Source organism: Burkholderia sp. Cy-637, from assembly GCF_011753175.1.
Lineage (GTDB): Bacteria > Pseudomonadota > Gammaproteobacteria > Burkholderiales > Burkholderiaceae > Burkholderia > Burkholderia gladioli.
In genome coordinates this window covers 25,383-38,765 of sequence record NZ_VWWC01000056.1, presented here as the reverse complement: position 1 = coordinate 38,765, position 13,383 = coordinate 25,383, and the positions used below count along the sequence as shown (strand labels likewise).

Sequence of the window (13,383 nt, the reverse complement as noted above, 5' to 3'; positions counted from 1 at the left end):
GGACGCGCGGGGCTCGGGCCGCGCCGGCCGCCTGGCCGGCCTCGGCGCCCTGCTCGCCGCGCTCGCGCTGCTGGTCGCCCTGCCGGTGGCCTTCGTCGGCCTGCAGGCGATCTTCCCGGCCCTCAACCAGGGCTCGTTCGCGCATCCCTTCGCGGCCGTCAAGGCCACCCTCGACGAAGCCGGCACCTGGCCGCTGCTCGGCAACACGCTGCGCTTCGGGCTGGCGGTGGCGGCCGGCAGCCTCGCGCTGGGCGTGCCGCTCGGCGCGCTGCGGGGCCTGGTGCGCCTGCCCGGCGCGCGGCTCTGGGACCTGCTGTTCCTGGCGCCGTTCCTGATTCCCCCCTACCTCGGCGCGCTCGGCTGGATGTTGCTGCTGCAACCCAACGGCTATCTGCAGCAGTTGGTGGGCATCGAACTGGGCGGCTTCCTGTTCTCGTTTCCCGGCATCGCCACGGCGATGACGCTGAGCGTGTTCCCGGTGGTCTACTTCTCCGTGTCGCGCGCGATGATGCAGACCGGCGGGCGGCTGGCCCAGGTCGCGCGCGTGTGCGGGGCCACGCCCTGGCGCGCCTTCCTGCGCGTGACGCTGCCGCTGGCCGCGCCGGCCATCGCCGCCAGCGCGCTGCTGGCCTTCACCATGGCGATCGAGGAGTTCGGGATTCCCTCGGCGCTCGGCGCGCGAGCCGGCTTCAGCCTGCTGGTCACCTCGATCGAGGCGCGCTTCTCGGACTGGCCGATCGACCTGCCCGGCGCGGCCGTGCTCTCCAGCCTGCTGGCGCTGACCGCCTTGCTCGCCTTTTACGCGCAGCGGCGCCTGCTGGCGGGACGCGATTTCGACACGCACAACGGCAAGCCGGTGAGCGTCGAGCCCGCCGAGCCGGGCCGCTGGCGCCTGCCGATCCTGCTGCTGTTCGCGCTGGTGGCGACCGGCACCAGCGTCGCGCCGATCGCCGCCATCGTCGCCACCGCCTTCCTGCGCACCTTGTCGGGCGGCCTGCACGCGGCCAACCTGACGCTCGCGCATTTCGGCGCGATCACCTCGGCCGGCGACGGCGCCGGCGCGCTCGGCACCAGCCTCGCGCTGGCCGCCGGCACCGCGCTGCTGACCGGCGTGCTCGGTTTCCTGTGCGCCTGGGTGGTGGTCAAGACGCGCACGCCGGGACGCGCCGCGCTCGACGCGCTGACCTTGCTGCCGCACGCGATGCCAGGCATCGTGATCGGCGTGGGCCTGATCCTGGCCTGGAACCTGCCGTTCTGGCCCGTCACGCCCTACAACAGCTGGGTGATCCTGCTGCTCTCCTATGCCTGCCTGCTGCTGCCCTACCCGGTGCGCTACGCGAGCGCGGCGCTGCGGCAGATCGGCGGCAGTCTCGAGGCGGCGGCGCGCGTGCACGGCGCCACGCCCGCGCGCGTGCTGTGGCGCATCGTGCTGCCGCTCGCGGCGGCGCCGCTGGCCGCCTCGATGATGATCGTGTTCGCGGTGGCCTCGCGCGAACTGGTCACCTCGCTGCTGCTCGCGCCCAGCGGCGTGCAGACCGCCTCGGTGTTCATCTGGCAGCAGTTCGAGCAGGGCTCGATCGGCGACGGCATGGCGATGGGCACGCTGATGCTGCTGATCAGCGGCGTGCTGCTGGCGCTGGCCTCGCGCTGGACCAGGCGGCTCGACACGCTGCACTGAGCCTGCCGAATGAAAAACCGCGCCGCACGCTCACGCGTACCGGCGCGGTCTGCTGCGGACAACCAGGCTGGCGGCGCCTGGCCGCCGCTTACTTGCCGCTGCAGAAGTTCGGCTGGTACTGGTAGACCCAGGCGGTCTTGGTCGAGCTGGGCGACTGCACCCAGTTCGTCATGCCCTGGATGGTGTTGAAGATCAGTTGCGAGCGCGAGCTCACCTTGTCGGTGAACACGCCATCGTCGTTGACGTCGACCTCGAAGGAGATCTCCGCCAGCGCCGGCGTGCTCGAACCGTTCGCATACCAGACCGTCATGGTGAAGTCGGCGTCTTCCTGGCCGAGATCGCTGGTCGGGCCGTCGAAGCTCAGCTCGTGGATCGACAGGCCGCTCACCGGCACCAACGCCTGGCCGCTGATGCTGTCGAAGGTCTTGGTGGTGGGGAACAGGTCCTTGATGTCGCTGAGCTTGTTGATGTTCTTCGAGCTCGACAGCGGCTCGCTGGTCGAATGCGAGAAGGTCTCCCTGGCCGGCGGCGTGATGTCGTCCTCGAGCTTGGTCTTGGCCTTCGACGAGCTGCCGCTCACGTCGGTATTGGCCGAGGTGCTCTGACTCGCCGAGCCGAACTTCAGCTCGATGTCGAGGCTGCCGCTCTCGTTGCGCTGGCGCATCGAGTAACCGGCCGTCTTCACCGCGCAGTTGCCGGCCGTGTCGTAGTAGAGCACGCTGCGGTCGTGATCGGCCGCGAAGCTCTTCTTGACGCTGCTGTCGAAGCCGTTGGCGGCGAGGCTGGCCTTCAGGTCGGTGAGGAAGCGGTTGGCGGCATCGGCCGGCGCGCTCTGGAAGGCCTGCGGATTCAGCAGGACCTTGTATTCGCGGCTGCCGACGCTCGGGGTGCCCGCGTGGGCGAGCTGGGACGCGGCGAACAACGCCAGCGCCGCCGCATGATGCAATCTGATCTTTGTCATTTCGGTGCTCATGAGTGGAGGGATACGACACTTCGCCGGTCGGCGAAGCCCTCACAAGTTAGCGCTGCGAAATGACGTGGCGGTGAAGCGAATGTGTCGGTTCGACGTGCGGCGCGCACGAGGGGCGATGGCCTCGTTCGTGCGCGCCGCTCGATGCAACGATCAGCTTGCCGGATGCGCGTCGCGCAGGCTGCCGACGAAGGGCTCGCGCGTGCCGGGCGCGGTGGCTCTCATGCTGGGGCGCTCGGCCCAGGTCGCGAGCCAGGCCGCGAGCGCCGGGCGCGCTTCGCGCCAGTCGCGCGCATAACGGAAGTCGGTGTATTCGAGCGCGACCGCCACCGCGATCTGCGTGCCCGAGGGCAGGCCGCCGGCTTCATCGCCAAATGCGTCGCCGAGCTCCTCGCGGCGCGCATCGATCGCATCGAGCGAGCGCAGGATCCGCGCCTCCAGCTTCGCGAGGTAGCCGTCGTCCTGGCGCGCGGCTTCGCGCAGCGATTCGACGCGACGCGCCAGCACCGCCTCCATCAAGCCATCGGCGAGCGACAGCATCGACAGCGCGGCCGCATCGCCGACACGCACCAGCGGCGCCTGCTCGTGCAGCGTGTCGAGGTGAAGCAGGATCGCCATGCTGTCGTAGACGCCCTCGCGCTCCGACAACACCAGCGTCGGGATCTGCCAGAGCGGATTGAACGGCGCGAGCGGCTGCGGCGCCTTCATGTCGACGAACTGCTCGGCCACCTCCAGCCCGCGCTCGAGCGCGGCGACGACCACCTTGCGGCCGAACGGCGAGGTCGCATCGGTCATGATCTTCAGCATCTTCATCTCTCCAGGGTCGGTCAGGTTCAGGTCGCGCTTGCCGGGCCGGCGTCCAGCGCGAGGCAGCGGATCGCGTCGATCGCCTCGTGGCGGCGCGCCCACTGCACGAATACGTGATCGTGGTAGTAGCCCGACATCACGTTGGCGCTGATGCCTTCGCGCGCGAGCGCCGTGGCGACGGTCGCGATGAAGCCGACCGCCTCCAGCGAGGAATGGATCTGCAGCGTGATCCTGGCCCATTCGCCGGCGGCTTGCAGGCCGCATTCGCGTGCCGTCTCCAGCGGCAGGATCAGGGTGCGCCCCTCGCGTTCGTCGAAGCTGCAGATGCAGCCGGCCGGCGTGCCCGGCGTATCGCAGGGCACCGTGCAGAAGGTGTAGATCACCTCGTCGAGCAGCGGATCGATGCCGCTCAACAGGCGTTGCAGGTCGGTCTGGCCTTCGGGGGCTCGGTTCATGGCGTGGGCTCGTGCCTCATGTGGAAAGGGCCGCGCGGCACGCGGCCGGCCGGCGCGGCGGACCGTCATGATGCAACGAATCGGCCGCGCTTGCCGAGCGAGATCGCGACAGCGGCCCCGCATTGCGAAGGCCGCCCGGCCATGGCATGCTCGCCGCCATCCCGACCATCGGCGCATCGGCGCCGCCTCCACGATGCGCATCCCCGAATCGCGACACGCCCTGGCTCCCGCCCTGTCGATGCTGCTGGCCGGCGGCCTGCTCGGCGCCGCCGTGCCGGCCTCGGCCGCCAAGCCGCTGCTGACGGTCAAGGTCGACGCGAGCACCACCGCCACCGTCACGCGCGCCGACGGCAATCACGTGCTGGTACGCCTGTCGCCCGACAACACCACGCAGAAGCTGGAGATCGGCGTCAGCGACGAGGACGGCAACACGCAATACGGCTCGGGCGACTACAACTTCGACGGCCACCAGGACCTGGCCTTCTCGGCCACGCTGGGGATGGTCAACGAGAGCTACCAGGTCTACCTGTTCGATGCGGCCAGCCGCCGTTTCGTGCCGCTCAGGCTCGCGCCCGGCAGCGACAAGCTCGGCAACTGCGGCGACCTCACCAATCTCGACGCGAAACCGGCCGAGCACACGCTGTACAGCTCCTGCCGCGGCGGCCCGATCTGGTACACCGATGCCTATCGCTACCGCGCCGACGGCGTGCTCTACCTGTACCAGGCGAGCCGCGAGCTGCCGCAGGAGGTGCAGGACCTGGTGGACGGCAAGCCCGACGACGGCCCCGCCTCGTTGCTGGTCAGCCATGACGCGAGCGGCAAGGTGATCGACCGCAAGCCGCAGGCCTATGGCGGCGGCGAGGCGGGCATGACGGTGGCGGTGCCGAGGCTGGCGCTGCACGAGAGCCCGCACGAGGGGCCGACGCGCCGCTACGTGGTGGCGGGCGACAAGCTCGCGCTGGTGGGTGCGAACGACGCGATGACCTGGCTGCAGGTGCGTTTCAGCAATCCGCGCGCGGGCGCGATCGTCGGCTGGATCAAGGTGAGCGAGGCGGCCGCGCCGGCCCAGGCCGCTGCCGCCAGCGGCACGACGCGGCCCTGAGGCGGGCCGCCGGCCCGAGCGAACCCTAGCGGGCCGCCGCGACGTGATAGGGCGTCGGCCGCCCCGCCGCCTGCCAGAGCGCGATCGCGCGTGCCACGCGCGCATCCACCTCGGCCAGCGGCGCCGGCTGCGAATCGCCGTTCAGGAAATACCAGTGCCAGTTGCCGTCGGCATCGCGCACCGCCAGCGGCAGGATCGCCGAGCCGCGCATCAGCGGGCTGACCGCCTCGTGCAGATCCCGGAAGTTCGGCCGCGTGGTCTGGATCACCGTGATCTCGCCGTTCTCGAGATCGCGGCAGATCGCATCCACGTCCACCGGGTCCGCGTGGAAATCGATCTTCATCTTCATGGCAGCCCCACCCCGGATAGCCAAGGAGCTTTGTAGTCTAGTCGGCGATCGGCCGCCCACCAAGATCGATCAGGCAGCGCTCAGCGCGGCGCGCCGGCCGCCGCCGTCAGCCCCGCGAGGCGTTCGCGCAGCCGCGGTGCAACAAAATCGAGGAAGGCACGCAGCTTCAGCGGCATCGGCGCCTGCCCCTTGTGCACCAGGCTGACCGGCAGCGGCCGTGCCTCGAAACCGTCCAGCACCACTTCCAGCGCGCCCTCGCGCAGCGCCGTCTCGACCTGGTAGGACAGCACGCGGATCAGCCCGACGCCGAGCACGGCCGCATCGATCGCGGCCTCGGCCGTGTTCACCGCGAAACGCGAATGCACCGGTACCGTCAGCTCGCCCTTCCCCGCCTCGAACACCCAGGCGCGCCGCGAGGCCAGCACCTCGAAGCTGATGCAGGGGTGATTCGCCAGGTCGGCGGGTTCGGCCGGCGCGCCGTGCGCGGCCAGATAGGCCGGGCTCGCGCAGATCACGCGGCGCACGCTGCCCACGCGGACGGCCATCAGGCTGCTGTCGGGCAGCTCGCCGATGCGCAGCGCCACGTCGATCTGCTCCTCCATCAGGTGGGCAACGCGATCGGTCAGCACCAGGCGCACGTCGATCTCGGGATAGTGGGCGAGGAAGGCCGCCACCGCCGGCACGATGTGCAGGCGCCCGAACACGATCGGCGCGGTGACGATCAGCTCGCCGCGCGGCGCCGCGTATTCGCCGGTGGCGGCGCGCTCGGTTTCCGCGATGTCGTCGAGGATGCGCCGGCAGCCGGCCACATAGGATTCGCCGGCCTCGGTCAGCGATAGCTGGCGCGTCGTGCGATGCAGCAAGCGCGTGTTCAGGTAGGCCTCGAGTTCCGCGATCTTGCGGCTCACGGTGGCCAGCGGAATGTCCAGCCGGCGCGCAGCGGCCGACATGCTGCCGGCATCGACCACCGCCACCAGCAAGGACATCGACTCGAGCCGATTCATGCTGCCTCTCGAATTCTGGAAATATGATTCCAGATTCTGTTGGATTATCTTTCCACGAGCAAGTCGGTAGGCTGGCTTCCCATCATCGCGTCCGCGGCATCGGCCGCCGGTGACGACGACGAATTCGCCAGGAAAGGAAGCTGCCATGAACGACTTGCCCATCGCCGCCGGCGCCCCGCGCGCCGCGCCGGCCACGCCCGCTGCCCCCGCTACCCCCGCCGCCTCGCGCGGCAAGATCATCACGATGGCCGCCATCGCCGGCGCGGTGGTGACCAACATCTACTGCACCCAGCCGATCCTGCCGTTGATCGCGCAGGGCCTGCATGCCGACGTGGCCACCGCCGACCTGGTGGCCGGCGCGGCCCTGCTCGGCTTCGCCACCGGGCTGGCGCTGCTGCTGCCGCTCGGCGACCGCTACGACCGGCGCAAGCTGGTGCTCGGCCAGATCGCGCTGGCCTTCGTCCTCGCGCTGGCCGCGGCGCTCGCGCCGAACCTCGGCTCGCTGATCGGCGCCGCCTTCGGGCTCGGCGTCGTCAGTTGCGTGCCCCAGCAACTGGTGCCGTTCGCGGCCGTGATGTCGGCGCCCTCGCAGCGCGGTCGCAATGTCGGCACGGTGGTCACCGGCATCATGGTGGGCATCCTGCTCGGCCGCGCGGTCAGCGGCGTGATCGCCGCGCGCTACGGCTGGCGCGCCGTGTACGCGGTGGAGGCCGCCGCGATGGTGCCGGTGGGCCTTGCCGCGGCCTGGCTGCTGCCGCGCGGCGTGCCGAGCACCACGCTCGGCTACGGCCGGCTGCTCGCCTCGCTCTGGCCGCTGGCGCGCGACCATCGCCCGATCCGCGAATCGATGCTGGTGCAGGCGCTGCTGTGGGCCGCCTTCAATGCCTTCTGGGTCAACCTCGCGGCCCTGCTCGCCGAAGGGCCCTGGCATCTCGGCAGCGCCTGGGCCGGCGGCTTCGGCATCATCGGCGCGGCCGGCGCGATGGCGGCCACCATCGGCGGCCGCGCCTCGGACCGGATCGGCACGCGGCGCGTGATCGGCCTGAGCATCGCGATCGTCACCGCCGCCTACCTGGTGCTGGCCGGCGCGGGCAGCTCGCTCGCCCTGCTGGTGATCGGCGTGGTGGTGCTCGACATCGGCGTGCAGGCCGGCCTGGTGGCGAACCAGACGCGCGCCTTCGCCGCCGATCCGAAGGCGCAGGGGCGTATCAACAGCCTCTACATGACGGCCACCTTCGTGGGCGGCGCGCTCGGCGCCATCGCGAGCGGCGCGTTGATGGCCCGCTTCGGCTGGCACGGGGTGGTCGCGTTCGGCGTCGCGGCGGGGCTGGCCGCCGCGCTCGTGCATCGCTGCCTGGGCCCGCGCTGACGCGGCGCTCGCGATGATCGATCCCGACCTCGCCCACAAGGCGCTCGCGCATCCGTTTCGCCGGGAGGTGCTGCGCTGGCTGAAGTCGCCGGACGCGTTCCCGGCATCGGCGCGGCTGCATTCGTGCCACGGCACGCCGCTGTCTGCCATCGTGGCCCGCAGCGGGCTGTCGCAATCGACCGTCTCGGCGCACGTCGCGCTGCTGCGCGAGGCCGGGCTGGTGATCGCCACGCCGGTCGGCCAGTGGATCTTCGTGGCGCGCGACGATGCGGCGATCGCCGATTTCATCGCCGGAATGACTCGCGAATTCTGAGGATCCTTTGCTCGGCCGGTAATGCGTCGCGCGGATTTTCCCGTCCGCCAATCACAATACTTAATATGAAAAATACAATCGGAGAAATTCCCGATCCGGGATTTTCTCCGCGCCGATTTTCATCGCCTTTATTCGTCGATATTCTCTGATCGCCGGCCGGCAAATCCGATCCGGCAAGGCGTCAACAATTCATCGAATTGCTTTCAGCCGATGTCCACAGGGGGCCACCACCGCAATCCGTTCAAACAATCGCATCGATCGTTTCCATTCCGATTATTCGAACAAGAGGCCGTTGATGAAAAAGATCCGATTCGCACCACGATTCGCACCATTGAGTCTCGTGCTTTGCCACGCGCTGCTGATCGCCCCCGCCCTCGCGCGGGCGGATGAGGGCGGCGACGTCGCGCAGAAGCTGACCAAGCTCTACAACGACACGCGCCAGGATTGCGGCGGGCCGTCCAAGCCGGCCTTCCTGTGCTCGGGCGTGCTGTTCCGCGCCACCTGGCCGTCCACCGACTACATGTTCTACAGCGTGAGCCCGAAGAGCCAGAAAAGCGGCGGCATCTCGGTCTCCTACCTGCGCAAGGACGCGAAGTTCCGCCGCCTCGCCTATGGCCTGAAGAGCGGCTTCATCCTCAATCCGATCTTCGGGAATCCGAAGGAGAACAAGGACTACGACGTGCTCTGCTCGTTCCCGATCGACGCGGCCACCGACGCGCGCGCGCAGGCGGGCTGCACCGACTCGAGCTTCACGCCCAACTATGTCGAGAAGTCCTGCCAGGATCTCGGCATCACCACCGCCGACCAGTGGTACGCCGACTACCGCAAGCACAACGGCGACCACTCGATGCAGTGCTCGTTCGACGTGCGCGACGATCGCAACAAGGACGCGGCGCCGGCCTTCTACCAGAGCATCCTGTCGATGCAGAAGATGGGCGAGGAATCGATGCAGACCCAGGACGAGCTGCGCATCGCGAAGTGGGAGGAGGATCCGCCGCGCTCGCCCTCGGTGATGGCCCTGTTCTACGCCGACGACAGCGGCGTGGAAGGCGCGCGGCTGAACCAGATCCAGTGGTATGAAAGCACCCAACAGTACCTGCCGATCATCAACCTGCAACTGCCGCAGACGCGCCAGGACGATGCGAAGTTCATCTACAACGAGCGCAAGCAGGCGATCTGGCCGGTCACGGCGAAGAACAGTTGCGATCGCTACGTGCAGAGCGCGGCCTGGATCTGGCGCGACGACCCGGGCTTCAAGAAGAAGATCGCCTCGCTGCAGGTGGTGCCGACCGATTGCGGGCGCGCGGTGAAGGACGAGCAGACCAACAACTTCTTCAACGAGCTGGTGGTCCAGCATTACCTCGACGCGCCCTGGAAGGAGAACGAGGACAATCGCGACAGCAATCTCGCCAGCATGCGCCGGCAACTGGTCTGCCACTTCCAGATCGCGCGCAACAAGGCCGAATGGAACCTGGAGCCGTCGCGGCCCTATACCTCGCAGCAGGAATCGGTCGCCAAGGGTTGCAACAACCTGTGAGCGCATGAGGCCCGGCCGTGCATGAACCGCGCGCCGGCGGTTCATGCACGCCATCGGCGCTCACATGCTCAGCGCGGGTTGCCGTGGTCGTCGGTATCGAAGGTCTGCGACTGGAACGCGAGGAACACCGCCAGCCAGGTGTCGTCGGGGTAATGCAGGATCAGGCAGCCGTCCTGGTAGACGCCGTTGTCCTTGCGATACGAACCCGAGTTGCCCTGGTTCATGTGGATGTCGTGCACGCCCTGCCCCGGCACGAACTTGAAATACTGGTCGGGCTTGTCCTCGGGGCCCCACTTCGAGCCGAACGCGAACACCTGCGAGCCGGCCTGGTCCATCGCCTTCACCACCGCGCTCTCCAGGCGGTCCTTCAGATCGTTGTCCTGGCCCGGCGCGTCGGGCGGCACCGGCACCATCGCCGAGGTGTCCACCAGGCCGCCGCGCACGAAGTCGATCGCCAGGCCGCCCGGCTTGCTCGCCAGTTTGGTGAAGCCGATCCCGGCCGCCATCAGTTGCGAACTCAACGAATCCGGCAGCGTGTCGCGCGATTCGAACAGCACGGTGGACGGCGCGTGCGGCGCCGAGGATTTCACGTTCACCGCGATCCGGAACACCTCGTCGCCGGCATGCACGAGGATCTGGTAATGATCGTCGTCGGCATTGCGCAGATGCCCGGAAACGGTGCCCTTCAGCAAACCATAGTTCAGTGCCATCGGAAGGTCCTGTCGTGAGTGAGGATTCGATTCTGCCGCCTGCGACTGACAGTTTCGCGACGCCGGAGTTGCAGCCGCGAGCAGTCGATGCACAACGCGCAGGCGCGCCTTCCTTTCGACCGGTAAGCGCTACCGAGCCCGAAACGATCGGGCAGCGGATTCGGCAATTCCTGTCGATCGACGAAGGAATGTGCGCGCGGCAACGTTCTCATGCGCAGGCCCGTTCGCCATGCTTGCAATCGGCTTCACATTCCTGCCAAAAACCAAGCTTACAGTCAGCTTCGGATCCCGGGCCCGTCCCGCATGCGGAACCGTCGGCCGGCGCGTTCCCCGTTCCCTCGCTGTCCTTACGGATGACAATAAGCATGTCTCGCCTTTCGATACGCGGCACGCTCCTGCTCGGCACGGCGCTGCTGTGCGCCACGCTGTTGCTGGCCGCCTGCGGCGGCAACGACGACGCGCCGCGCCCGGCACCGTCCACCGGCGAATCCGCCTCCGCCTGCGGCACCCGTCACTGCGCACCGGCTCCCTGAGCCGCCCCAACCCTGCCAGGAAGCCCATTCGCATGACCTTCGACTCTTCCAAACGCCGGTTCCTGAAGACCACGCTCGGCAGCGCGGCCGCCGCGGCCACGCTCTCGAGCTTTCCGCCCGCGATCCGGCGCGCGCTCGCGATCGACGCCAACAACGCCACCGGCACGCTCAAGGACGTCAAGCACGTGGTGCTGCTGATGCTCGAGAACCGCTCCTTCGACAGCTACTTCGGCACCTTCCGCGGCGTGCGCGGCTATGGCGACCGCTTCGCGGTACCGTCGGCGGCAGGCGCGGCTAACATCTTCCACCAGCGCTACACCAAGGCCGGCGCGACCAGCACGCTCACGCCCTACCACCTCGACGAGACGCAGGGCAACGCGCTGCGCGCCGGCAGCACGCCGCACACCTGGAACGACGCGCAGGCCGCCTGGGACCACGGCCGCATGTCGGCCTGGCCGAGCGCGAAGACGCCGCTCTCGCTCGGCTACTACGAAGCCGCCGAGGTGCCCTTCCATCGCGCGCTGGCCGATGCCTTCACGATCTGCGATGCCTATCACTGCGGCATGCACACCGGCACCATCGCCAACCGCCTGTTCTACTGGAGCGGCACCAACGGCCCGAACGGCCTGGGCCCGGCCGACCACAACCCGGTGCGCGTGGCCGCGCTCAACAACGAGTTCAACGGCGGCAACGACATCGGCCCGTCCACCTCGGGCTGGACCTGGACCACCTATGCCGACCGGCTGCAGCAGGCCGGCGTGAGCTGGAAGGTCTACCAGAGCCTGGTCGACAATTTCGGCTGCAACGAGATGATGAGCTTCCGCCACTGGCGCGCCGCGATCGAGCAGATGCCGCAGGCGCGCCGCCCGATGTACGTGTCGACGGTGGACATCAGGCAGGCGGTAACGGCCGCGGGGCCGTTCTACGATCCGAACATCGACGACGCGCTGAGCCCGCTCGCGAAGGGTTTCGGCAACACCATGCCGGAAGGCTTCCTGGAGACCTTCCGCGACGACATCCAGAACGGCACGCTGCCGGCGGTGTCGTGGATCATCCCGCCTTCGTACTACAGCGAGCATCCGGGGCCGTCGAGCCCGGCGCAGGGGGGCTGGTACGTGCAGGAAGTGCTCGACGCGCTGAGCGCCAACCCCGAGGTCTGGAGCCAGACCGTGCTGCTGGTGAACTACGACGAGAACGACGGGTTCTTCGACCACCTGCCGCCGCCGAGCGCGCCCTCGCGCAATCCCGACGGCTCGCTGGCCGGCGGCAGCACCTTGCCGGCCGCCCAGATGGCGCCCGAGTATCACGACTTCACGCCGGCCACCGCGAACCAGCCCGCCATCGACGGCCGCCCTTACGGCCCCGGCCCGCGCGTGCCGATGTGGGTGATCTCGCCGTGGAGCCGCGGCGGCTTCGTCAATTCGCAGGTGTTCGATCACACCTCCACCCTGCTGTTTCTCGAGAAGCGCTTCGGCGTGGTCGAGCCGCAGATCAGCGCGTATCGGCGGGCGATCTGCGGCGACCTCACCTCCTGTTTCAACTTCGTCTCGCCCAACGAGGGCACGCTGCCCACGCTGTCGGGCCGCACCACCAAGGTGAGTGCCGATTCGCTGGCGGCCTCGCAGGGTGCCGCCAAGGCGATCCCGGTGCCGGGCGCGACGCTCACCTCGGCGCTGCCCGCGCAGGCCACCGGCACGCGTGCCTCGCGCGCGCTGCCCTATGAGTTGCACACCACCGCGCATCCGGCCGCCGGGGCGATCACGCTGGAATTCGCGAACGCCAGCGCCAATGCGGCGGGCGCCGTGTTCCATGTCTACGATCGCCTGCACCTGGACCGGATCCCGCGCCGTTATGTGGTGGAGGCCGGCAAGACGCTGAGCGGCAGTTGGACGCCCGATGCCGCCGACCAGGGCAGCTACGACCTCTGGGTGCTCGGGCCGAACGGCTATCACCGCGAATACGTCGGCAAGCTGGGCGACATCGCGGCCGGCGCGGATCCCGAGGTGCAGGTCTGCTACCAGCCCTGCGATGCCTCGGCGCTCGGCGTGAAGCTGTTCAATCGCGGCAGCCAGCCGTCACGGTTCACCGTGACGGCGAACGCCTATCGCGGCGACGGCCCGTGGACGCTCGAACTTGCCGCGAACGCCTCGGGCGAGCTGAGCTGGAGCGTCGCGGAGCACGGCAACTGGTACGACTTCACGGTCGCCAGCAGCAATGCGCCGAGTTTCTCGCGGCGCTTCGCGGGACGCATCGAGACCGGCAAGGATTCGATATCCGATCCGGCGATGGGGATGGCGGGCTGAGGTGCGTGGCGCCTGCCGGGACGGACTCGATGACGGCTTGGCAGGCGAGACGGGAGCTTCGTCAGGACTTCGGAACGATAGCGGCGGCAACGTCCGCGTGGCGATGAAACGCGAACGCGCGCGGACAACGCGCTGCGTGAACTATTCGCGCCTGGCCGCGCGAGGGCCCACCTCGCCTATCCCACCATCGACCTTGCGCGTGAGCTTCGGCCTCTCAGGCAGCGCATCGGCACGCGCGAGCGAGCACATTGTC

General features: G+C 68.8%; 13 protein-coding genes. 7 read left to right on the top strand and 6 right to left on the bottom strand.

Translation table 11 applies throughout. The features are described from left to right. Window positions 1-1,678 (top strand): ABC transporter permease subunit (locus F3J10_RS16835; protein ID WP_205200313.1); only part of this gene is annotated, 1,678 nt, incomplete at its 5' end. Between the two features lie 88 nt (window positions 1,679-1,766). Here F3J10_RS16835 and F3J10_RS16830 read toward each other — a convergent pair. The 3 genes from F3J10_RS16830 to F3J10_RS16820 form a co-directional block, all read right to left on the bottom strand. Further along, on the bottom strand, window positions 1,767-2,639 hold the full coding sequence (locus F3J10_RS16830) for a hypothetical protein (RefSeq protein WP_167242529.1): 873 nt from the start codon (window positions 2,637-2,639) through the stop codon (window positions 1,767-1,769). 162 nt (window positions 2,640-2,801) lie between these two features. Further along, the gene (locus F3J10_RS16825; protein ID WP_167242528.1) at window positions 2,802-3,455 is read right to left on the bottom strand and encodes a glutathione S-transferase C-terminal domain-containing protein; all 654 of its coding nucleotides are present in this window, start codon (window positions 3,453-3,455) and stop codon (window positions 2,802-2,804) included. 26 nt (window positions 3,456-3,481) lie between these two features. After that, on the bottom strand, window positions 3,482-3,910 hold the full coding sequence (locus F3J10_RS16820; RefSeq protein WP_036055611.1) for an ACT domain-containing protein: 429 nt from the start codon (window positions 3,908-3,910) through the stop codon (window positions 3,482-3,484). A gap of 193 nt (window positions 3,911-4,103) precedes the next feature. Between F3J10_RS16820 and F3J10_RS16815 the strand changes: the two genes are divergently transcribed. Then, window positions 4,104-5,012: a hypothetical protein gene (locus F3J10_RS16815; RefSeq protein WP_167234421.1), complete on the top strand. Its 909-nt coding sequence runs from the start codon at window positions 4,104-4,106 to the stop codon at window positions 5,010-5,012. Window positions 5,013-5,037: 25 nt separating this feature from the next. Here F3J10_RS16815 and F3J10_RS16810 read toward each other — a convergent pair whose 3' ends face one another. Beyond that, window positions 5,038-5,361: a hypothetical protein gene (locus F3J10_RS16810; protein ID WP_230677946.1), complete on the bottom strand. Its 324-nt coding sequence runs from the start codon at window positions 5,359-5,361 to the stop codon at window positions 5,038-5,040. Between the two features lie 80 nt (window positions 5,362-5,441). Continuing rightward, window positions 5,442-6,365 (bottom strand): LysR family transcriptional regulator, encoded by a 924-nt coding sequence (locus F3J10_RS16805; protein WP_013691127.1) that lies wholly within the window; start codon window positions 6,363-6,365, stop codon window positions 5,442-5,444. A gap of 145 nt (window positions 6,366-6,510) precedes the next feature. Between F3J10_RS16805 and F3J10_RS16800 the strand changes: the two genes are divergently transcribed. The 3 genes from F3J10_RS16800 to F3J10_RS16790 all read left to right on the top strand — a co-directional run bounded on the left by F3J10_RS16800 (window position 6,511) and on the right by F3J10_RS16790 (window position 9,584). Further along, the gene (locus F3J10_RS16800) at window positions 6,511-7,734 is read left to right on the top strand and encodes an MFS transporter (protein WP_167242527.1); all 1,224 of its coding nucleotides are present in this window, start codon (window positions 6,511-6,513) and stop codon (window positions 7,732-7,734) included. A gap of 13 nt (window positions 7,735-7,747) precedes the next feature. Next, on the top strand, window positions 7,748-8,047 hold the full coding sequence (locus F3J10_RS16795) for a helix-turn-helix domain-containing protein (protein WP_167242526.1): 300 nt from the start codon (window positions 7,748-7,750) through the stop codon (window positions 8,045-8,047). Window positions 8,048-8,387: 340 nt separating this feature from the next. Further along, on the top strand, window positions 8,388-9,584 hold the full coding sequence (locus tag F3J10_RS16790; protein WP_241238542.1) for a DUF2599 domain-containing protein: 1,197 nt from the start codon (window positions 8,388-8,390) through the stop codon (window positions 9,582-9,584). A gap of 68 nt (window positions 9,585-9,652) precedes the next feature. Here the strand turns inward: F3J10_RS16790 and F3J10_RS16785 are convergent, their stop codons facing one another. Continuing rightward, window positions 9,653-10,294, bottom strand: a complete 642-nt coding sequence (locus F3J10_RS16785; RefSeq protein ID WP_167242525.1) for a YukJ family protein — start codon at window positions 10,292-10,294, stop codon at window positions 9,653-9,655. Window positions 10,295-10,659: 365 nt separating this feature from the next. Here F3J10_RS16785 and F3J10_RS16780 point away from each other — a divergent pair, with 365 nt between their 5' ends. Together F3J10_RS16780 and F3J10_RS16775 are read left to right on the top strand one after the other, a co-directional pair. Continuing rightward, window positions 10,660-10,827: a hypothetical protein gene (locus F3J10_RS16780; RefSeq protein WP_161783264.1), complete on the top strand. Its 168-nt coding sequence runs from the start codon at window positions 10,660-10,662 to the stop codon at window positions 10,825-10,827. 32 nt (window positions 10,828-10,859) lie between these two features. Beyond that, window positions 10,860-13,130 carry a phospholipase C, phosphocholine-specific gene (locus F3J10_RS16775; protein ID WP_167242524.1) on the top strand — a complete coding sequence of 757 codons (2,271 nt, stop codon included), beginning with the start codon at window positions 10,860-10,862 and terminating at the stop codon, window positions 13,128-13,130. The last annotated feature ends 253 nt before the right edge of the window (window positions 13,131-13,383 follow it).